The organism is Paenibacillus xylanexedens (assembly GCF_007676705.1).
GTDB classification, from domain to species: domain Bacteria; phylum Bacillota; class Bacilli; order Paenibacillales; family Paenibacillaceae; genus Paenibacillus; species Paenibacillus xylanexedens_C.
The window spans coordinates 867,733-891,780 of the sequence record NZ_VEBF01000002.1 but is presented as its reverse complement, the minus strand read 5'-3'; the positions used below and the strand labels follow the sequence as shown (position 1 = coordinate 891,780).

General features: G+C 45.5%; 6 protein-coding genes. All 6 read left to right on the top strand.

Annotation, left to right across the window (positions count from 1 at the left end):
- Positions 1-415 precede the first annotated feature (415 nt).
- The 6 genes from FS628_RS13890 to FS628_RS13865 all read left to right on the top strand — a co-directional run bounded on the left by FS628_RS13890 (position 416) and on the right by FS628_RS13865 (position 23,979).
- Positions 416-1,216 (top strand): lipid II flippase Amj family protein, encoded by an 801-nt coding sequence (locus tag FS628_RS13890; RefSeq protein WP_145322725.1) that lies wholly within the window; start codon positions 416-418, stop codon positions 1,214-1,216.
- A 580-nt stretch (positions 1,217-1,796) separates the two neighbouring features.
- The gene (locus tag FS628_RS13885) at positions 1,797-2,402 is read left to right on the top strand and encodes an anthranilate synthase component II (RefSeq protein ID WP_145322723.1); all 606 of its coding nucleotides are present in this window, start codon (positions 1,797-1,799) and stop codon (positions 2,400-2,402) included.
- A gap of 27 nt (positions 2,403-2,429) precedes the next feature.
- The gene (pabB, locus tag FS628_RS13880; protein ID WP_145322721.1) at positions 2,430-4,226 is read left to right on the top strand and encodes an aminodeoxychorismate synthase component I; all 1,797 of its coding nucleotides are present in this window, start codon (positions 2,430-2,432) and stop codon (positions 4,224-4,226) included.
- Between the two features lie 86 nt (positions 4,227-4,312).
- Positions 4,313-8,014 (top strand): condensation domain-containing protein, encoded by a 3,702-nt coding sequence (locus FS628_RS13875; protein ID WP_222125233.1) that lies wholly within the window; start codon positions 4,313-4,315, stop codon positions 8,012-8,014.
- Entirely contained in the window at positions 8,004-10,472 is a 2,469-nt protein-coding gene (locus FS628_RS13870) for a non-ribosomal peptide synthetase (RefSeq protein ID WP_186327815.1), read from the top strand. Before FS628_RS13875 ends, FS628_RS13870 begins: the two co-directional genes overlap by 11 nt.
- Positions 10,465-23,979 (top strand): non-ribosomal peptide synthetase, encoded by a 13,515-nt coding sequence (locus tag FS628_RS13865; RefSeq protein WP_145322715.1) that lies wholly within the window; start codon positions 10,465-10,467, stop codon positions 23,977-23,979. The genes FS628_RS13870 and FS628_RS13865 overlap by 8 nt, the downstream gene beginning before the upstream one ends.
- The last annotated feature ends 69 nt before the right edge of the window (positions 23,980-24,048 follow it).

The following is a 24,048-nucleotide window of genomic DNA, read 5'->3' as shown; positions in this document are numbered from 1 at the left end:
GTACAATAATGGATTAGTTGTATATTACCCTGTGAGGGAAGGGATAAACGATGAACAGCTGAGGTCGTAAGTGCAATTACCGATGATCTATATCAATTGAAATAAACATTTACACGAAACGGAGAGGACAGAAAGAACCTGAAGAAGTGGAGCTAAAAGCTTTCTGTGGAAAGCTACTTCGTAAGCATAAACTCGCCTTTATCCCCGGATTTACCCCTTTATAAAAGGAATCAAAAAAATCTGGGGATAACAGCGATCGGAAGGTTGTTCAGTCATCGGAGTGTCCAGTGTAAATATTCTTTAGTTCAACTTATATAGAAGGATCTCGGTCCTATACTTTTACAAGACAGAGGAGTATAATGCTGTGCATGAAAGAAATAAGTTCAACAAAAGGAAGATAAAGGAGTACATACATATGTTTAGTCTTAGCCTGGCAATCCCTATGCTGTTCACCATGCTGATTCATGCCGCAGACAGCTTGTCATATGCGCTGCGTCTTGGCGGACTACGCACCCGCAGAATCGCTCTAGCCATTTCACTGGCAGGTATCTTGCTGTTGGTTTCTCGAACCTCTAATATGGCCCAGGGTCCGTTGGTAGGTAATCTGGTGGATACCGCAACACGTGGGGCCAATCCACACTTTGCAGGACAGCTACATTGGTTAATGGGTGCGGCAACGATAGGAACGGCATTAGCCATATTGTGTTTCCCAACCATGGTGAAGCTCTCATCGAGAATGGTTGTGCATTTTGAAGCAGCCGGTTCCATCCCTGCAATGGTTCGCGGTATGCTGAAGCGAAGCAAGATTAGAAATGCAACGTATTACATCACCCCGCCATCCTGGAAGATGGCCAAACGATTGGTAAGGCATGGGATGCCAAGACGGTTAATGTTGCTGAATGTAGCTGTAACCGCAATCTACACAACAGGTGTCCTGTCCAGCTTGTACGCAGCTTACCTTTATCCAGCGCAGGCTGTAGCTGCATCCCAATCAACAGGGCTGATTAACGGAATAGCAACGATTTTGCTGACCATCCTGATTGATCCACGAATTTCATTGCTCAGTGACAAGTCATTACGTGGCGAGATCCGTTTGGATCGCATGAATCAGATCTACGGCTGTATGCTCGTATCCCGGCTGTTCGGTACAGTTCTAGCACAGTTGCTATTAATTCCATTTGCGTATTGGATCGGTTGGATTGTAAGTATGATGTGATAAAGGCTGGCCTTATCAGGAATGTATCCATACATCCCGAAGGCCAGTTTTTTTGTGAGTTTCGGCTCAAAGTGATTCATAAAAAAGACAAAAAAACTCATTTTATATTGAAAATTTACATAATAAGTTATCAAAGTGCAAAATATTTAAAACAACAGTGGTATACTTGTTTAATATGGGTTATTATGAAATGGGCATTGGTTTTCACTTTAATTCCCAACATATAAGAATATTACATGATACATAATGTAACGATTCGGATAACTTCCAGTTTTTACCACAAAAAGGCAACCAGACGTCGTTCTCTTTGCTTCTCCTTTACAAGTCACTTATTCCAAGGAATCAACCCTCTCATCAGATTTCACTAACATCGTAGTGAATATCATTTTGCGCATAACACAAAATAATGAACTTCATTAAACCGAACAGTCTGTTTTTTTGGGTCTTCAGAACCTGTATCCTCAACATAACTAAGATCAGAACGGCTATTTACATGGCGTTTTAGACCGAATAGTCAGTCTCCTAGCTTGTAAGTCATCCTTTTCTGGATTTTAATTCAATATTGGAGGGATACCTGCTTATGATCGTCATGATTGATAACTTTGATTCTTTCACGTATAACCTTGTGCAGTACTTCGCTGATCTGGGTGAGAACGTAAACGTGTATCGTAATGATGCGATTACGGTAAAAGAATTGGAAGAGATATCGCCGAATTATATCGTGATTTCTCCAGGTCCATCTAATCCGTCTAACGCCGGAGTTTCTCTTGAAGTGATTCGATATTTTGCTGGAAAGATTCCAATTCTTGGTGTATGTCTTGGCCATCAGGCTATTGCTCAGGCATTTGGAGGAAAAGTGGAATCAGCCCGGCATCTTATGCACGGCAAAACCTCGGATATCTCTCATGATGGCAAAACGTTATTTCAAGGTATGCCTGCCGTTCTGAACGTGGCAAGATATCACTCGCTTATTGTCAATCCTGATCTCCCGGAAGAATTGGAAGTCACCGCATGGTCCAGCGATGGGGAAGTGATGGGACTTCGTCATAAGAAATGGAGTATAGAAGGAGTTCAGTTCCATCCGGAATCCATTATTACGCCATCCGGCAAACAGATTCTGGCTAACTTTCTGCAGAACTGTTCTTATCAAAAGACGGAATCCGACTCAAGTTACGTTACGCTCTAAACTAACTTCTCAAGGAGGTATTCTTGAATGAATCAATCAGATGCCAATCCGTATATCTTATTTGATTTTGTAGGCGAGGATCGTTGTAAACAGCGCAAAATCTTCAGGAATCCTGTTGAAGTCATTAAAGCTATATCCATTGAAGAGGTAAAACCAGCGTTGCGACAGATTCAGGACGCTGTTGATAAGGGATATTATGCAGTAGGTTATGTGTCCTATGAGGCTGCGCCAGCTTTCGATCCCGCTTTTCGAGTTCATTCAGATGTGGCTTTACCGCTCATATGGTTTGGTATTTTTGAAGGGTATGATACAGGTTATGCATCTTCATCTGATGAATATCGGATCTCAGGATGGGAACCAACGGTTACAGAGGAGACCTATCATCGGAATATACATAAAATTCACGAGGCCATCGCGCGGGGAGACACCTATCAGGTCAATTATACGATGCGTCTTCGGTCGGAATATGAGGGTGACCCTTACGCTTTTTATACAAAGCTATGTGATGCACAACAGGCCGATTACTCGGCCATGCTGCAACTCGGTGATATTAGTATTTTAAGTGCTTCACCTGAATTGTTTTTCAAAAAGAATGGAAATCAGCTGGAGACTCGTCCGATGAAAGGAACAGTGAAACGGGGATTCTATCAGGAACAGGACGACGAATTGGCTGACTGGCTGTATGAATCCCCCAAAAATCGGGCTGAAAATGTGATGATTACGGATTTACTCCGGAATGATCTTAGTGTTATAGCCGAGACGGGAAGTGTGCATGTCCCGAGACTTTTTGATATTGAGAAATATTATACTCTGTTTCAAATGACCTCTACCGTTACGGCAAATGTCAGGTCTCACATACAGTTGGAGGATATGTTCTCAGCACTCTTTCCCTGCGGTTCCATCACTGGGGCACCGAAAATCAGCACAATGGACTTAATCTATGAACTGGAAGATACACCAAGGGAGATCTATTGCGGATCGATTGGCATGTTGAGTCCGGATGGTTCATCCGTTTTTAATGTAGCGATTCGTACAGTGTGGATTGATCATCAGCGAAATCAGGCTGAATACGGTGTGGGCGGAGGCATCACCTGGGATTCGACAGCTTCGGATGAATATGCAGAGGCCAAAACAAAAGCGTTAATGCTAACGGAACAAAAGCCATATTTTGAATTATTGGAATCGCTTCGATTGGAGAACGGGCAGTATTCCCTCTTGGAAAGGCACCTTGACCGGATGATGGATTCTGCATCCTATTTTAACTTTGAGGTGATTAGAGAGGATATTGATAACCATCTGACTGCTTATGCGAGCAAACATTCAACCGGTCTTCATAAGGTCAGAGTGTTGTTATCTCCATTAGGACAAATTTCGGTTGAGAGCACGCCTCTTATTGAAACAAAAGAAACACAAACGGTAGCTCTCGCGAAATCACCAATTCTCTCCAGTCAGCGCTTCTTATATCACAAGACCACGTATCGGAACATGTATGATGTTCATCGTATGGCGTGTGGAGATGGCTATGATGTTCTGCTGTGGAATGAGCATAGGGAACTTACTGAATTCACAACAGGAAATGTTGTCATTGAGCAACAGGGTAAAAAATATACTCCACCCAGAGATAGCGGATTATTAGCAGGCACATTACGAAATCAACTCCTGTATGACGGAGCTCTTGAGGAAAAGGTATTAACATACAGAGACATAATCGAAGCAACAAATATATGGCTCATCAATAGTGTCCGTGGGTGGATCCCCGTTGAAGTTTTACAGGAAAGTCTGGACCATTCGTTCCATGAACTCACCATTACCTCAGGGCAGTGAAAGGAGAAACCGTTCGAATGTCATTTCATACTTGCCTCCAACGTTATATAAGACATGAGCTCCCGGTCCAACAGCTTTCAATATCCATGCGAGCAATGACCTCTTCCGGGGCTTGGGATGAACATTGGATACAACCGACTGCTTCCAGCGTATTGAAGACGCAGGAACATTTCCAATATGGTCAGCGACCGAAGTTGTGGGATTCACAACCAACTCTTTCGGCTGGGGAGCCAGCAATTCTGATAGGCAAACCACTTGATTGTTCAGGACATCCTAAGACACTCGCTGAGGCTTTTGATCTGACTGTCAGGAATCATCCAAAGAAGAAATTGCATTATAAGAAAGAAAATGGGGAAGTCCGAATATCAGATTATATGGAATTGTCTCAGGATGCTGAACGCATCCTTCAAGGACTGATTCAACAAGGTGTCCGGCCAGGGGAATCTGTCATTTTGCAAATTGAACGCATAGATCACTTAGTAGCTGCACTCTGGGCTTGTATACTTGGCGGTATGAACCCAGCACCACTGAAGCCAGCTCTTCATTTGCCAGCCGATCACGTGGATCATCACAAGCTGAAACAGGTGTGGAAGTTATTGAATTGTCCACTCATTGTAGGAGATTCCGCGGGTACTTTAGAAGGTGAGGGCAAACGTGAAGAAGCGGTAATTTCGGTAAATGAGCTGCTGCGGCATAACTGTTCCCAGGAAAGGCACAGTAGTGAGCCCCATGCCCCTGTCCTTACCCTTTTTACATCAGGGACAACAGGTACTCCGAAGTGTATCCGATATCAGAATCACCAGATCCTTGCAAATATTATAGGTATCAAACAACATCTGGGCCTGACTTCTGAAGAGATTACCTTGAATTGGATGCCGCTCTATCATGCTGGTGGATTGTTAACCAATCATATCCTCGGAGTTGTGTTGGGCAGTGAGCAAGTGCTAAGTTCTGTTGAGCGTTTTTTGGATTCCCCCACTTCGTGGCTGGAAGATATAGAGGAACATCAAGTCACATTCACCTGGGCTCCTAATTTTGCCTATGCACAGATAAATCGGCATGAAGCCGTCCATGCCAGGCCATGGGACTTGTCATCTATTCGAACCATATTGAATGTAGGTCAGCCGATCTCGGCTCGGACAGGCAAAGAATTCCTTCATCAATTAGTTCCGTTTGGGCTTAGAGCTGATAGCGTTGTTCCTGCATATGGCATGACTGAGTTTTCGGGCAGTCTCTGCTTCAGCAGAACGTTTGATCATTCCGAGACAGGTGGAATTCAGCATGTTGTTAAGGGGTCGTTGGATAGCGAATTGATCTTTGCAGACTCCCCCAATACGGACGAAACAATAGCCTTTGTCGAGATTGGAGAGGTGATTCCCGGAATAAGTCTGCGTATAGTAAATGATCGCAATGTTCCGCTTCCCGAAGCTCATGTAGGGAGAGTTCAACTCAAGGGAGATTCAATTATAACGGAATACTTCAAGAACAAGGAAGCGACTAACAACGTATTGACGAACGATGGGTGGTTCGAATCAGGGGATCTCGGTTTTATTAAAGGTGGAATGTTGACATTAACAGGCAGAGAAAAAGATGTGCTGATCATGAACGGCAAAAATCTATACAACTATGAGATTGAAGCCGTGATGAAGCAAGTATACGGTGTTGATGCTGACTACGTGGCAGCAGCAGGAATATCTGGTGGAGAGTCTGGCAATGATCAGCTGTTGTTATTTTATACACCTTGGAATGATGATGAAGGATTAAATCTGTTTGTCATTCAGGAGATGAGAGGTAACATATCGAGACAATTTGGCGTGAATCCGAGGTTTATTGTTCCAGTAAGCAAAAGGGAATTCCCTCGTACACCTACAGGTAAAATCCAGCGGCTACAACTTGTAGATCTACTACTCGATGGCCAATTTGATGAAACGCTCAATCGAATAGAATGTATGCTGCATGAACGTCAGCAGGCTCAGATGATGATGGAAGAAGAGGTTGCAGCAACCTCTGTTGAACAGGCTGCTTGGGTACAGGCTGAAGAAGAGGATTCCGCAGGAGCACAGATCCAGCAGGGCAAGCTATGCATTATTCACTACACATCAGAGCAGGATCATTGCCATGAGGCTTTGGTGTACACCAAAGTACGTGAATATGTAAAGGAACATAATGTACTTCTTGACCGAATTGAAGTGTACAGACAACCTCATATAGGTGAAGGAGCATTGGCTTCTTCTGAGCACTATGCATTTCTAGAAAAGGCATTTCTATCGGTCTTGGGATTGACCCAAGTGAGCAAGCATGATGATTTTTTCCTTTTTGGCGGGGACTCCCTTCGCATGACTCGTCTGCTCGCGATGATTGCTTCCGAGTATAAGGTGCGTATTCCGGTACAGCGTTTTTTCAGACAAGCAACCATCAATGGAATTCTTCAGGAGTTGCAGAATGCGGAACCGTTGAAGAGTCATAGTCCTATCCCGGTACAGCAGCAACGAACAGAGAAACTTCCGCTTACATTGAAACAAAAAAGCCAATGGGTTCTGCACATGATTGCTCCAGAGAGCGCCTTTTATACCAATACTTTTTCAATTCACTTTACCGGTGTTTTTCATATATACAGACTTCAGAATGCTGTACAAGCACTGATTATGCGGCATGAGGCCTTGCGTGTTCGCTATGGTATTCAAGATGGGGAACCTTATCAATATGTTAAGGAGCTAGGATCTGAAATAGAAATTAGACGGATAGATCTTACCTCGCTTCAGGAAAATGAAAGGCATGTTGGAATCAGGATGGAGATTGATCGGGAAGCGAACTTGCGGTTTGACCTTGTGAACGATGCATGTCTTCGTATGTGTCTGATTGATTGCAGCCCGGACAAGCATATTCTGGTTGTGTCCATGCATCACATTATATCTGATGGCTGGTCAGTGGAGATTTTCACCAACGAATTGGTGCAATTATATAACTCGGAGTTGGGAGATTCGCATCGAATGTTGTCGCCACTTTCTGTCTCCTACTCGGATTATGTGCTGTGGCAATCCTCCATGGAGCAGGGCAGTGATTCTCCTCTGTGGGAACTAAAAGAGCACTGGATCAATAAGCTAAATCGAACATTACCCATTATACAGGTACCATGTGATTTTCCATATCCTGAGGCCAGAACGTACAAAGGAAATACGATCGAACGTATCGTAGATTCCCAATTGACCTCCAGGACATTAGTGAAGGCAAACCGGTCAGGGGTTACGCTCTTTATGCTCTTATTTGCGGTGTATGGCTACCTAATCCATCGTTTTAGCAGACAGTCCTATATTCCCATTGGTACCGTAATGTCCAACAGGACCCGTGCCGAGGTGGAGAATCTCATTGGATTTGTAGCGAATACCGTTATTTTACCCGTCGAGTTTAGTGAAGATATGACGTTTGATGATCTGCTGGAACAAGTTAAAGGAATGTCCCTGGATGCCTATCAACATCAGGAAGTACCTATAGAAATGCTGCTACCTGACCTTTCGTATCATACGGCACCGGGATCAACACCGGGTTTTCAAGTCATGTTCACACTGCAAAATGAATTTACACACCAATATCAGCTTCAGGACGTATCAGTGCAGTTGATGATTGAAGCAGGAAGTACATCCAAGTATGACTTGATTCTACATGTATATGAAGAGTCCGATATTCTTAGGCTGCGTATGGAATACAACACGGATTTGTACAGAATGGAAACCATCGAAAGGCTTCTTCAATTCTACATCACCATGCTGGAAGGGGTTGTTGAGCATTAAGCTGTCGAGTCTGAATAGATTGCCTGATACCGAGAGGCGTATACTTCTGGAGCAATTCAATGATACGAAGACCACATACCCGCGAGAAGCAACACTGATCAGTTTGTTTGAGGCACAGGCGAAACGATCCTGTGATCGGGTTGCCTTGCGTTATGAACATACGGAGATGACGTATGCATCATTAAATAGTAAGGCCAACCGCTTGGCGTTATATCTTCGACAGCAAGGCGTGAAACCAAATCAGGTTGTAGGCATTTTGTTTTCACGTTCACCCGGAATGGTTATCAGCATTCTTGCCGTACTTAAGGCTGGTGGAGCTTATATGCCGATTGATCCCGAGTACCCGAAGGAACGTATTCAATACATGCTTGAAGATAGCAAAGCGCAATTCTGTATTACGGAAGAGCAGGAGTATCTGCCTGAAGAAATGTCGATTAAGGCAATTGTTCCAGACCTGCTGGATGACGATGGGAAAGAGGGCAACTATGCAACAAATCCGGAACAAGTGAATCGACCATCGGATTTGGCATACATCATCTACACATCAGGATCAACGGGCAAACCAAAAGGGGTCATGATTGAACATTCCAATGTGGTCAGGCTGCTTTTTAATGACCGAAACTTGTTTGACTTCACCAAAGAAGATGTGTGGACACTGTTCCATTCATTCTGTTTTGATTTTTCGGTATGGGAGATGTATGGAGCGTTATTGTATGGTGCCAGATTGATTATAGTTCCTCTGAATGTGACAAGAGAGCCAGCACAATTCTTATCATTACTACAGAAGGAACAGGTCACCATTTTAAACCAAACTCCGACTGCCTTTTACCGAATGGCTAAATTGGAAGTACAGTCAGACTTGGATACACCGCTGGCTGTTCGAAAGGTAATCTTCGGTGGAGAAGCTCTTCAACCTATACAACTACTGGAATGGAAGAAGAAATATCCTCAAGCTCAACTAATTAATATGTATGGAATTACGGAAACAACGGTACATGTGACATATAAGGAAATGGAATGGGATGATATCCAAGGCAAAACAAGCAACATTGGGAAACCCATCCCTACGCTTCAAATTTATATTCTCGATGAACAGCGGGAATTGGTTCCGATCGGTGTGGAAGGGGAGATTTATGTTGGCGGTGAAGGCTTGGCTAGGGGATACCTGAACCGAGAAGAACTGACTGCCGAACGGTTTGTTCCCCATCCCTTTGCACCCTCGCAGCGGTTATATCGAACGGGAGATCTCGCCCGCTGGCAGATGAACGGTGAACTTGAATATTTGGGAAGGATCGATCACCAAGTGAAGATCAGAGGTTTCCGAATCGAGCTTGGTGAGATCGAAACCAGACTTTTGGAGATAGATGGAATACAGCAAGCAGTTGTTACGGTGAGAGAAGGTGACACAGGAGAGAGCGTTCTCTGTGCATATTATGTCTCTGAACGACTTCAGCAGAGCAAAGATTTACGAACAAGGCTGTCTCAACATCTGCCGCAGTATATGCTGCCTGCTCATTATATTCAAATGAAGGCTTTGCCAATGACACTGAGCAACAAAGTCGATATCAGAGCACTTCCCGCTCCTAGCGACAGTGTGACTCCAATGGATGTTACCGATTTGGTTATGCCAAGCCATGAACTGGAATGGCAGATGCTGAACATTTGGCAGGAGATGTTGGATAACCGCAATATGGGGGTAGAGTGTGATTACTTTGAGCTTGGCGGAGACTCCATTCGTGTAATTGAACTGATCAGCCGAATGAACAGAGAGCTTGGACTTCATATCCAAATTGCTGATATGTACGATTATCCAACGATTCGCGAACTGGCCAGACATCGTGCTTCCCTTCATGCACCCGATAACGTCCGGAACGAGATTGAGATGGAGTTATTACAGATGCGTACAGAGTGGCTGGCGAACCCGACATTACGAGCCTTGTTACCCTCCAATGTGGAAGACGTGTATCCCATGAGCGATATTCAGCAGGGAATGGTGTTCCATTACATGAAAAATGAAGGTCTGGGTGTATATCACGATCAGTTTATATATCAGATTCATGAGCATCGAATTCAGGCCCTGAATCTTCAAACAGTCATGAATGAACTCATAATCAGGCATCCCATTCTGCGTACTGGTTTCAATATTTCCGATTTTCCCGTACCTGTCCAATATAGTTGTGAACGTATACATTTTGATATTCAGGAGGTCATACTGGATAGTCGGGACAGCGAATCGATAGAACAGGAAATTCGGAATTATATGGAGCTTGACCGGAAGCGGCCATTTGATATCCAGCAAGCTCCGCTCTGGCGTCTGGTGATTTTCACCTCCCAGGAGGAGTCATATGTGGGGTGGATCTTTCATCATGCCATTCTGGATGGATGGAGCGTTGCCGTCTTTATGTCGGAATTACTGAATTTGTACGGTGCTCTCAAAGGAGGGGAAGTCAGTGCCTGATCCGTTAAAAACGAGCTACAAAGATTATGTTATAGATCAGATGGCCCAATCTAGAAATTCGTCCATTATGGAGTATTGGCGTGAAGAACTGGCGGATTATCGAAAATATGCATTCCCGGAACAGTCCGAGATTCATCATGGCAATTCAGTAGCCAACTCAACAGTGACTCTCCTTCCATCGGAACTGTACACCCAGTTAAAAGAAGCGGCACGTAATCAGCGTGTTACGGTTAAATCCTTGTGTCTGTCTGCATTCGTCACTTCATTATATATGTTGTCCTATGAGGATGATATCCTGATCGGGCTTGTCGAGAATGGACGTCCTGTCCATGAGGATGGAGCACGCATATTGGGCTGTTTTCTAAATACCGTTCCTATGCGCATGCAATTTGACTCTCTGGTGAACTGGGGGGACATTACTCAAAATGTATATCATAAACAAGCCGCACTCAAAAAGTATGGCCGGTTGTCCCTTGTTCAGATTCTAAATGCAATTGGGGAGCAAAGCAGCCGAGAAAATCCGCTATTTGATATCGCCTTTAACTATATTGATTTTCATGTGTATGAGTCTGTGGAAAAAGGAATGTTTGAATTTAAGTCTTACAGCTATGAGAAAACAAACACTCTCCTTGATTTTAGTATTTCAGTAACTCTCGGTGAGTTGTCCGTCAAGATGGTGTCATCTTATCCAACAGCATTCACAGATCGGCTGCTTGACGTATATCTGAAGGTTCTTGGTTGCTTGATTGCCAAACCTGAACAGAAGATCGATACAGCCGATATTATCACGGAGGAAGAACACGCGTTACTCGAAACTTACAATGACACAACAGCCGAATACCCTTATGAGGCAACCGTTGTAGAACTGCTCGAGCAGCAGGTCATACAGCAATCTGAGCGAACCGCAATTGTCATGGGGGAGGAGCAGTTATCATACCGAGAATTCGGTATGCAAGTTGATCAGTTTGCAATTCAGTTGCTCGAATCTGGTGTTGAACCTGGACAGAATATTGGACTTATTTCAAGGCGGTCCATAGAAATGATAACGGCCATTTTCGCCATTTTGAAAGCAGGATGTACCTATATTCCGCTGGATCCGGAGTTCCCGACTGAGCGAATTCGTACCATACTTGCAGATAGTGATGTGGCTGTACTTATTGCTGAGAAGGATCTGTTCATCAGCGGCTATGAAGGCAAGCAGATCAATCTGTTCAAGCAAGAACAGTTTCAGAGTGACGGCGAGCGGCAAGCTGTGGACATGTTTACGAAATGCCACAGATCCGCTGAAGATGTGGCCTATATCATGTATACATCGGGGTCTACAGGTAAACCGAAGGGTGTACAAACGACACATCGTAACATTGTGAAGACCGTAATCAATAACGGTTTTATGGATATTCATGAAACGGACCGGATGTTGCAACTCTCCAACTATGCATTTGATGGTTCAACATATGAAATATTCGGTGCTTTACTCAACGGAGCTACGCTGGTGCTGATTCCCAAGGAAACCGTCCTCAACGTGTCGGAGCTTGCTGATACGCTGGAGCGTGAACGAATCACTTCGGCTTTTATGACTGCTGTACTGTTCAATGCTGTTGTTGAATGGGATGTTCAATGTTTGAAACATGTGAGAAGGCTTTTCTTTGGCGGAGAGGCTGGATCCAAAAAGCATGTGGAGAAGGCTCTGCAGGTTCTGGGGAATGACCGGATTGCTAACGGATATGGTCCGACGGAAACGACCGTTTTTGCAGCGACTTATCTGGTCAATCAACGTTTGCTGGACTATAACACAGTTCCCATCGGAAGACCTGTTCACAATACCCAGGCTCATGTAATGAATCGAAAAGGACAACTTCAACCTGTTGGAGTACCTGGCGAGTTGTATATTTCCGGAGATGGACTTGCGCAAGGTTACCTGCATCAGGCTGAGTTAACCGAAGAACGTTTTGTAATCGGTTCTGCTGGAGAAAGAATGTACAGAACAGGCGACCTCGTTCGCTGGCTCCCGGATGGAAACCTCGAGTACATGGGAAGATTGGATCAGCAAGTGAAAATTCGTGGAAACCGGATTGAACTTGGCGAAATTGAGAGCAGGCTATCCAGGATTGAATCGATTCAGGATGCTGTGGTCATGACAGAGAAGGATGAGCAGGGACATACCTATTTATGCGCGTATATCGTCCCGAGTGATAACAAAACTCCTGTGTTGGACTGGAAAAAAGAGCTGAGGCAGACCCTGCCTGAATATATGGTTCCCAATACGTTCGTTACACTGGAAGCCTTTCCCATGACACTGAACGGTAAGCTCGACCGGAAGGCACTTCCCAAGCCCACGAGAAGACAGACCAACCATTTCGTTGCTCCAGCTAATGTGTTTGAAGAGAAATTAGCACGTATCTGGGAAGAGATTCTGGATATACAGAGCGTCGGAGTAGAGGAGCATTTCTTCGAAATTGGAGGACATTCACTTAAAGCTATGATGCTTGTGGCCAGAGTGCAGAAGGAAACCGGCGTAAAGGTTTCACTACAGGATGTATTCATCATGCCTACGATTCGGGAGATGGCCATGTGGATCATGGCAGCACGCTCGACAGACCACCCTGGAGAAGAACTTGTGCCCGTACCCTACAGGGACACGTACCCGGCGTCTTCTATCCAACAACGGATGTACATTGTTCAGCAAATGGAAAATGCAGGTGTAAGCTACAATATGCCTTTCCTGCTTCGGTTAAATGGCAAGCTGGATGTGAATGCCTTGGAGAGATCAATGCAGATGCTGATTCAGAGACATGAGGCATTGAGAACTTCATTCGAGTTACACCATGGTGAGCTGCGGCAGCGTATTCACGGACCTGATCAGATATCTCTTGAACCGTTGCGCCTCGAAAAAGCTTCATTAGCAGAGACGGAGGAATCGGCTATCCAGTCGTTTGCTGAACAATTCATCCAGCCATTTGATTTGGGAGAAGCTCCTTTGTTCCGAAGAGGTTTACTTCGGATTAACGAGGAGTGTCATGTGCTACTGCTTGACCTGCACCATATTATTTCGGATGGACGATCGATAGAGATTCTGATATCCGACTGGGTTCGGTTATATCAGGGGCAGTACCTTTCTGACCTGAGTGTGCAGTACAAGGATTATGCTGTCTGGGAACAGGAGAGATATCTTCAACAAGAGGCATATAACAAAAGTCAGGAGTACTGGTTGTCCTTGTACAAAATCGAAGTCCCTGTTCTTGAAATACCAACAGATCATCTACGCTCGCCGATCCGCCGTTTTGAGGGAAGTCGTGTGAACTTAACGTTAGAGCCTGCTCTCGTGAGTCAATTAAAAGATGCAGCAATGACCAATCAACAGACCTTATTTATGCTTATGATGGCATCCTATCAGATTTTGTTGTCCAAATATTCAGCTGCAGAAGATGTTATAGTGGGCACTCCTTTCACATGTAGAGATACCATCCAGCATGAACAAATGGTAGGCATGTTCGCCAACACGCTGGCACTTCGAAGTGAACCCAAGGCAGAACTGTCGGTAAGCGTATATCTGGAGAAGATGAGAGAAATTACGCTGGCAGCCTATCAATACGGCCGATATCCACTGGAAGACCTGATAGATCGCTTGTCACTGCCGTTTGATTCAAGTCGACATCCATTGTTCGACACGATGTTTATGTTACAGGATTCGGCAACAGCACAGATGCATATACCTGGACTTGAGGTCGAGTATGCAGAGTGGGATCATCATGCATCAAAATTTGACATGACATGGGTCTGCACATATTCCGAAGATGATATGACGTTATCGGTTGAATATCGAACGGATCTGTGGGAGTCACATACCGTAAAACGGATGTTACAACATTATGTACATTTGCTGCAGCAGATCGTGGCTTTCCCGGAACTGAAAATCGGGGAACTGGAGCTTGTAACCGAATCTGACATTGCACAGATAGATGAATGGAATAACAGCGATGCAGATTATCCTCAAAATGTTTCCGTAGCTGAGCTGTTTGAGCAGCAGGTTGAGCTCGGTAGCGCGAATCCGGCTGTCGTGATGGACGGGTACCGTGTTACGTATCAGGAGTTAAATGATCGCGTGAATCGTCTTGCACGATACCTTATTTCACAGGGCGTTCAGCCTGGGCAACGTGTCGGGCTCATCATGGACCGCTCCATTGAGGTCATTGTTGCAATGCTCGCCATTGTCAAGAGCGGGGGGGCGTACGTCCCTATTGATCCGAGCTTTCCAGCGGACAGGAAGACATTCATGTTAATGGATAGCGAGGCAAGGTGGTTGATTGCAGACCATCCTGATCAGATACCCAACTATGAAGGTGAAGCTCTGATTTTTAATGAAAATGTCTGGGCACACGAATCCAATCAGAATCCGGTTTTCACACGAAATAATGTGAATAACAGCGCATATGCCGAGTCTCCTGGACCGGAAGATCCCTTATATGTCATGTACACCTCTGGTTCCACCGGCACCCCAAAAGGGGTAATTACGACACACCGCAATGTGATCAAGACGGTAATTCATAATGGTTACGTGGATATCACCCCTGAGGACCGCCTGCTACAGATATCTAATTATGCTTTTGACGGATCGACTTTCGACATCTATGGTGCCCTGTTACACGGTGCTGAACTTGTTCTTTTGAAACGCGAAGAGGTGCTGGATGGGAGTGCTCTCGCCAAGGCCATTCGCGAACAACATATCACGATCGCTTTCATGACAACGGCACTATTTAACACACTGGTAGATCTGGATCCAGCATGCTTGAACGGGACTAGGAAAATTCTCTTTGGCGGTGAGAAAGTATCCGGGACACATGTCAAAAAGGCCGTTGATCTGCTTGGCAAGCATAGACTTGTACATGTATACGGTCCAACAGAAACGACGGTATTTGCCACATTTTACTCCATCGTTTCTGGTGAATACATTCCAATTGGTCAGCCAACGAATAACACAAAAGTGTATGTGCTGAACCATGAAGGCAAGCGATTGCCTGTTGGTATTCCCGGCGAGTTGCATATAGGTGGACAAGGACTTGCCCAAGGATATTTGGGACAACCGGAGCTCACCCGTGACAAATTTATAGCTAGCCCAGTTATTCCGGGAGAACGTCTATATCGGACTGGAGATTTGGTTAAATGGCTGCCGGATGGAAATCTGGAATTCATTGATCGAATTGACCATCAAGTGAAGATTCGAGGCAATCGGATCGAACTGGGGGAAGTAGAGGGACGCCTGCGTAAACTGTCAGGTATCCATGAAGCGATAGTGATGGCGGATCGTGACGATCAGGGTCACTCCTATCTATGTGCGTACACTTTACTTCAGGATGGAGAAGCCAAGCAGTCCTTTCAAGAACTGGTAACGATGTGGAAGCAGGAACTCAAGCAACAAATGCCAGAATATATGGTCCCAACCGTCTTTTCCATTTTGAATGAGATACCGCTTACTCCGAATGGAAAGATTGATCGGAAGAAGCTTCCGAAGCCGACAATTGTACGAGGGCAGCAATATGTTCCGGCAGAGAATCCGGTCCAACAGAGCTTGATTGAGATATGGGAAAGCGTTCTAGGCATTAAGAAGATAGGAATACAGGATCATTTCTTTGAATTGGGCGGACACTCTCTGAAAGCCATGTTACTAGTAGGCAAGATTCACCAGGAACTTGATGTCAGACTTACCCTGCTGGATGTATTCCAGGCCCCAATTCTTCGGGACATGGCTGGATGGATTCAGAAGGCCGCTCGGAATCAGTATAGAGCCATTGAGCCGGCTCCGGTGATGCAATCATATCCTGTTACATCAGTTCAGAAACAGATCTATTATGCCCAGCAATATGAAAACAGTGGAACAAGTTATAACATGCCGATGTTATTTGAAATCTCAGGAGCATTAGACACGGCTCGTCTGGAAGCATGTTTTAGACGGGTCATCGCACGCCATGAAGCCCTGCGGACATCATTCAACATGGAACATAGCGAATTAATTCAACGTATTCATTCGATAGATGAAGTGGATTGGAAGCTTGAAAGGTGGACTATGGATTCATTGGAATCCTCGATCCAGGAATCTGGTGGAACTGAAACAGATCCAATGTCTGGCGTGATGTCCACTTTTGTTAAGCCGTTTGATTTGGCAGAAGCACCGCTGATCAGGGCAAGTGTAATTGAAATCGATAGGGAACGGTATGTACTGGCGCTGGATACACATCACATTGTGTCTGACGGAGTATCTACTCATCTGATATATGATGAACTGTTTGATCTTTATCAGGTACGGGCACTTGATCCGATACGTGTTCAATACAAGGATTATGTGATGTGGAAGCAGAAACAGCAGACGAGCCGTACCTATGTGGAAGCACAGCAATTCTGGTTGGATCAGTACTCGGAATTTGAGAGTTCCGCAGAACTTCCAATGGATCGTGTACGTCCTGCCATCAGATCGTACCGGGGGGCATCCTATACATTTGGTTTGCCAAGTAAGAAGGTACAGGAATTGAAAAGAGCAGCTGCCGGTTACGGGGCTACTCCATTCATCCTTCTTTTATCGGTGTATGGCCTGATGTTATCTAAATATACGGGTGAAGAAGAAATAACCGTAGGGGCACCGATTGCCGGACGAGAACATGTAGATGTGGAGCCTACTGTGGGGATGTTTGTTAACACGCTGCCTTTGAAGCTTAATGCAGCTGCTGATCTGACGGTTGGTGAATATATCCAGCATGTCAAAAAATATATGCTGGCAGTACATGAACGTGGTATGTATTCTCTCAGTGATCTATTAGACAAACTTCATTTTTCTTTTCAGCCGAACCGAAACCCGTTATTTGACACACTGTTTGTACTGCAGGATATGACGCTTCCCGTCAAAACACTTCAAGATATATCTGTTCGCAAGTTGGACTGGCATGGACAGCAGGCCAAATTCGATATGTCCTGGGTATGGCATGAAGATGGGGATGAACTCGTGGCTGAGGTTGAATACAGTTCAGATTTATGGGACCGGGTTACCATCGAACAAATGACTCGTCATTATGTTTATTTGCTGGAACAACTATTGAATAGCATGGATACGAAACTGCGGGAGCTGGAGCTGCTTACCCCGCTAGAAAAAAAGTATTTTAGAGAGCTTAATAAAACCGATGCTGAATATCCAAGAGACTGGACTGTTACGGATGCATTTGAATCCATGGTATCAGAACAACCAGAACACGAGGCACTCCTGTACGGTACAGAGAGTGTGACTTATGGACAACTGAACGAACGCGTAAACCGGATGACGACATTACTCAAGCGACGTGGAATTAAGCCTGGTGACTACGTCGGACTGTTAACACATCGTAAACCTGAGATGATCATTGCCATCCTGGCGATATTAAAAGCAGGAGGAACGTATGTCCCTCTCGATCCCAAATTCCCTGAAGACCGACTAACATACATTTTACGGGACAGCGGAGCACAGTGGCTCATCATGGAGCAGTATCAGACCCTTGATTCCTACACGGGAACAATCATCCCCCTGCTCGAACCACAAGTTTATGCAGAGGGTAGTTCGATACAGACACCAATCTCCTATTCAGCAGAGCAGCCTGTCTATGTCATGTATACCTCGGGATCTACCGGAATGCCCAAAGGTGTGGTAACGAGTCACCGCAATGTAGTGAAAACCTGTATCAATAACGGATTCATTGAAATTGGGCGAGAGGATCGAATGTTACAGTTGTCCAATTATGCATTTGATGGCGCCACATATGAAATTTTTGGAGCACTTCTTAATGGCGCAACACTCGTGCTTATGCCTAATCAACATGTTCATGATGTGTCGTATCTTACACGCACATTGAGAAAAGAGAGGATCACGAGCCTCTTCATGACAACTTCCCTGTTCAACACGGTAGTTGATTATGACGTACACAGCCTGCGTGGTATGAGGAAACTGTTTATTGGCGGAGAAGCTGCCTCGGTGAATCATGTGATTAAAGCGTTGGATGTACTGGGAGAACATCGGATTGTAAATGGTTATGGCCCGACCGAGACGACCGTTTTTGCAACAACGTATTCCATTGATGAGAGAGTAAGGGAAACTGGGCGTGTTCCCATTGGCCGAGCCATTCATAATACAAGGCTCTATGTATTGAATACATGGGGCAAACCCCAACCTGTGGGAGTTCCTGGAGAATTGTACATCGGAGGCGAGGGTCTGGCTGCCGGATATTTGGGACAACCGGAGCTGACAGAAGAGAGATTTCTGGCCTGGCACATGGAAGGGGAAGATAGGGTCTATCGTACAGGAGACCTCGTAAGATGGTTAAAGGATGGCACCATTGAATATTTGGGTAGATTGGATCAGCAAGTGAAAATCCGTGGAAATCGGATTGAGCTGGCAGAGATCGAGGATCACATCCTTGCTCTAAAAGAGGTCAACGAAACTGTAGTTACCGCACATCGTGATGACCAAGGGCATTCCATGTTGGCGGCGTATGTTGTAATTGACCCTGCAAGTGTACTTGTCTTGAATGAAACGAAGAACGAGCATCAAGCTGAGAACTGGAGAAGAATCTTAAAAGAAACACTTCCTGAGTATATGATTCCATCCGTATTCATCGAGCTCTCATCCCTACCGCTTACACAGAACGGGAAGCTGGACCGAAAAGCTCTGCCTAAACCTGACCTTGCTAGACTGTCTTCAAATTATGTGGCTCCCTCAACACATACGGAGAAGGAACTGGCACAATTATGGACTGAAGTTCTGGACCTCGCACAAGCGGGCTTGCAAGATCATTTCTTCGAAATGGGCGGGCATTCACTGAAAGCAATGGTTCTCATAGCGAAGGTACAGGAGAAATGGGCTATCAAATTAAGCATGCCTGATTTATTTAATGCTCCAACGCTGCAACAGATGGCCTCCTTGATTGACCAAGGGGATAAGCAGAATCATACTCGGATTCCGCGCGTCAAAGAGCAAGAGGATTATCCGGTGTCGTCGGCACAGAAGAGATTATATCTGGTGGAACAGTTCGAGGATACCGGGACAAGTTACAATATGCCCATGGTACTGAGGATGAAAGGGAAACCCGATGTGATCCGTCTGGAGCTTGCGCTGAAAGGACTTATTCTTCGGCATGAATCACTAAGAACCTCCTTCAGAATGGTTGATGGTGAGCTGCGACAGCACATTCATGACCTGAAGGACATACATTGGAAACTGGAACTTATAACTGAACCTGAAACGCTTGCAGGTCTTGAGAGGAATGAACAGCTGGCTCGGTATATTGGCACATTTGTCCGGCCCTTCGATCTGGGATGTGCACCGCTTATGAGAGCAGGGTTATGTGTACTTTCAGACAGAGAATATGTGTTGGTCTTGGACATGCATCACATTGTTTCGGACGGAGTGACGACCGGAATTCTGTATCAGGATTTTATTCAACTCTATCAGGGACATCCTCTTGATGAGATGACAGTTCAATATAGGGATTACACAGTGTGGATGAGTGAACAGAAGAGCAAGTCGGCCTACCTGACGAGTGAAGATTACTGGCTTAAGCGGTACGAGAAAGACATCACCGTATTGGACATCCTCACAGAGGGTCGTCGCCCAAGCCGGCGACAATTCACAGGTTCTTCCCATACGTTTGAACTGAGTCCTCAGCTGAGTGGCGCAGTGAAACAGTTAGCACAACAGACAGATGCAACACTCTTCATGGTGATGTTGGCAGCGTATAACATTCTTCTGTCCAAGTACACGGGGGAAAAAGATATTGTTGTGGGCATTCCATTTGCGGGAAGGACTCATACGGATATATCTTCCGTTGCAGGCATGTTCGTTAACACGTTGGCGCTGAGACAAGAATTGTGTGGTGATCTCCGGATTCACGAGTGGATCGGTCATGTGCGCAGGGACACGTTGCTGGCTTATGAACATGGAGAGTACCCATTGAATGAACTTATTGAGAAGCTGCAAATCGCAAGAGATCCAGAGCGCAATCCGTTATTTGACACCATGTTTGTTCTACAGGATGCCAAGCCCCGGACGGTAGAACTGCAAGAGTTGCATATTGAACCTCTGGATTGGACGAGTAACACTTCTAAATTCGATATGACTTGGGTAGTTCACGAGAATCAGGAATCTCTTAAACTGACCATAGAATATGCGACAGACCTTTACGAGCATTCTCAGATGGAAAATATGGCGCTTCATTATGAGCATGTGTTAAGACAAATGTCCACCTCTCCGGACATATTACTGGACGAGATCAGGCTGATCACTCCTTCGGAAGAGCAGGAGATCCTGGGACAGTTCAACGACACTTACGCAGAGTATCCGCGTGATCGTACGATTAGCCAACTGTTTGAAACCCAAGCGTCGCTTCGTCCCCATCATACGGCGTTGCACTTTTATGGGGAGACGCTAACCTATCAGGAGCTTCACCAGAAGGCTTGTCAGCTTGCCAGCTATCTTGAGCAGAGCGGCTTACGCCGTGGAGATGCTGTCGGCTTGTTGGCAGACCGTTCGATTGACATGATTGTGTCGATCTTGGGAATCTTGCGAGCAGGAGGCGTATATGTTCCGCTGGATCCATCCTATCCACAAGAGAGAATGATCTACATGCTGGAACACTGTAATGCAAGAATGCTCGTTGCTCCATCGGATAGACTTCTCCCTGGGTTCAAAGGGTTCGTGGTTCCACTGGAAGAGTCCAGACGAACTCTATTAGAGAAAAACACATTATCTGTTCAATACGATGGTAATCCAACGACATTATCGGATGAAGCGACCATGCCAGCGTACATTATGTATACTTCGGGATCGACCGGATTACCGAAAGGTGTGGTCACTACACACCGAAATGTCATAAAGACTGCGATGAATAATGGATTTATCGATATCCGTGAACAGGATCGGATGTTACAGCTCTCCAACTATGCCTTTGACGGATCAACTTATGAGATCTTCGGTTCATTATTGAACGGGGCAACGCTTGTACTGATCAGCAGAGAGGACATGCTGGATATCAACAAGCTTTCCTCAATTATGAAGGGGCAACGGATCACATCTGCCTTTGTAACTAGTGTACTGTTTAATGCGCTGGTCGATCATGATGTAACCTGTCTGCAACATGTGCATCGATTATTCGTTGGAGGAGAGGCACTTTCCAAATCTCATGTCATGCAAGCTCATCAATATCTGGGAGACGACCGGATCGCGAATGGGTATGGTCCGACCGAAACAACTGTTTTTGCAACGACATATAATGTTGGGCGTAATCTGGCAGGTCACAGTTCGGTTCCTATTGGAAGACCCATTCATAATACGAAAGCCTATGTACTCAATGCGCAAGGCCATCTTTTACCTGTGGGTGTAGCCGGTGAACTGTACATTTCCGGTGAGGGTGTAGCAGAGAAATATGTTGGGGATCCGGATCTGACGCTGAACAAGTTTCTGGAAGATCCATTCTGTCCCGGTCAACGAATGTACCGGACAGGGGACAGAGTCCGCTGGATGTCTGATGGCTGTATAGAATTTCTTACACGGATCGATCATCAGGTCAAAATTCGTGGACACCGAATTGAACCGGGAGAGATTGAGTCTAGGCTGATACAGCATTCTGACGTACAGGAAGCGGTCGTTGTTCCTCGTCAGGACAATACAGGACATTATCTGTGTGCTTATATCGTTTCATCGGAAGGATTCCAAGAACAAGAGCTCAGAAAGTATGTTCAGCAGAGTTTGCCCGAATACATGGTGCCGTCGTATTTTATATCGATTGCCAAGCTCCCGGTAACGCGTAACGGTAAGCTGGATCGAGGTGCTCTCCCGGCACCGGATCTGAACATCATAAAAGGGGATTATCGTCCACCGGTAACTCAAGAAGAACAAATATTGGCCCAAGTCTGGTCAGAAGTACTGGGTGTGGAACGTGTGGGAATCGACGACAACTACTTTGTCCTCGGAGGGGATTCCATTAAATCCATACAGATTGCTTCAAGACTCACTCGTCATCAGCTCAGACTACAGGTCAAGCATTTGATGTTGTATCCGACAATCGCGGAGTGTGCCGAGTTTTTGGAACCTATGGAAACGAGGAAAGAGCAGCGAGACATCATTGAAGGAGACATCCCTCTCACTCCAATTCAACAATGGTTCTTTGCACAGGGGTACAGCAACATGAATCATTGGAATCAATCCATGATGCTATACAACCGAAAAGGGTGGGATACGGACACGGTAAATGAGGTGTTCCATAAACTTTGTGAGCACCACGATGCGCTACGTATCCGATTCGATATCCAGCCGGATGGTGTGGTACAGCGTGTTTCCCCAATAGACAAGGATAAGGATTTCCCTGTGGAAATACATGAAGTGGAAGCTGACGGGGATCATGCCCACCTTGAACGTCTTGCGACAGCGATTCAATCCAGGGTGAACCTGGGACATGACTTAATTCAGCTTGGTGTGTTCAGAACACCTGAAGGTGACCATCTGCTTATTGCTATGCATCACCTTATTATTGACGGTGTATCGTGGCGAATTCTGCTGGAAGATTTCCACTGCATGTATCAGGCTATTCTCATGGGGGACAAGACGGTGAAGTTGCCCGAGAAGACGGATTCTTATGGCTTCTGGAGTCGTGAACTTCAGAACGTAGCCACAGCGGAAGAGATGAAGCGTCAACAAGCATATTGGGACAAGCTAAATCAGAAAGCACTACAACTTCGCGATCATCACGATAAACCTGGTTTACTCAAGCATAGCAAAACAGTGACTTTGGAACTGGAACCTTACAGAACGCGACAGCTATTGACTGAAGTTCATCGTGCGTATCACACCGAAGTTATGGATATTCTGTTGACGGCCCTCTCCATGACGTATGCAAAAGACATTGTTATCGATCTTGAAGGACACGGTAGAGAAGGCATACTGGACCATGTGGATACCACAAGGACCGTAGGCTGGTTTACCACGATCTATCCTGTGCTTCTCCGTACAACTCATGAAGAACTTGGTGAAGCGCTGCGTCATACGAAAGAAATGCTTCGTGGCATTCCTGGCAAGGGAACCGGGTATTCAATCCTGAAATATCTGACTACCGAGTGCGCTTTTGAGGGGGCGGCGTGTGATCCCGACATTGTCTTTAATTATCTGGGGCAATTTGGAGGAAATACACAAGGCGAGTCGTTCGCCATGTCACCCATGCCTATGGGGGAATTGATCAGTCCACTTAACCGAATGTCCCATTTTGAAGAGTGGAACTGTGTAGTCGATCAGGGGAAATTCCAACTGATCCTTCGCTATGATCCTTCAAGAATGGATGAGAGAGAGGCTATGGAGCAAGTAGCCCGCTATGGCTCGAATCTGGAGAGATTGATTGTACACTGCCTGACTCGTGAAGCCGAGGAATTTACACCCAGCGACTTTAGCGATGCAGATCTCACGTTGGATGAACTTGATGATATCTCGGATATCATTGGCAAGCTGTGAGCATTCCGGAGATTTCCGAGATTGAACAGGGGATCTCCGGGGCTCCTTCGGCTATCTATAGATTTAAGG

Coding starts and splice junctions, on each gene's coding strand:
- pabB (WP_145322721.1), top strand. CDS start 2,430: ATGAATCAATCAGATGCCAATCCGTATATCTTATTTGATTTTGTAGGC.
- FS628_RS13885 (WP_145322723.1), top strand. CDS start 1,797: ATGATCGTCATGATTGATAACTTTGATTCTTTCACGTATAACCTTGTG.
- FS628_RS13890 (WP_145322725.1), top strand. CDS start 416: ATGTTTAGTCTTAGCCTGGCAATCCCTATGCTGTTCACCATGCTGATT.
- FS628_RS13875 (WP_222125233.1), top strand. CDS start 4,313: ATGCGAGCAATGACCTCTTCCGGGGCTTGGGATGAACATTGGATACAA.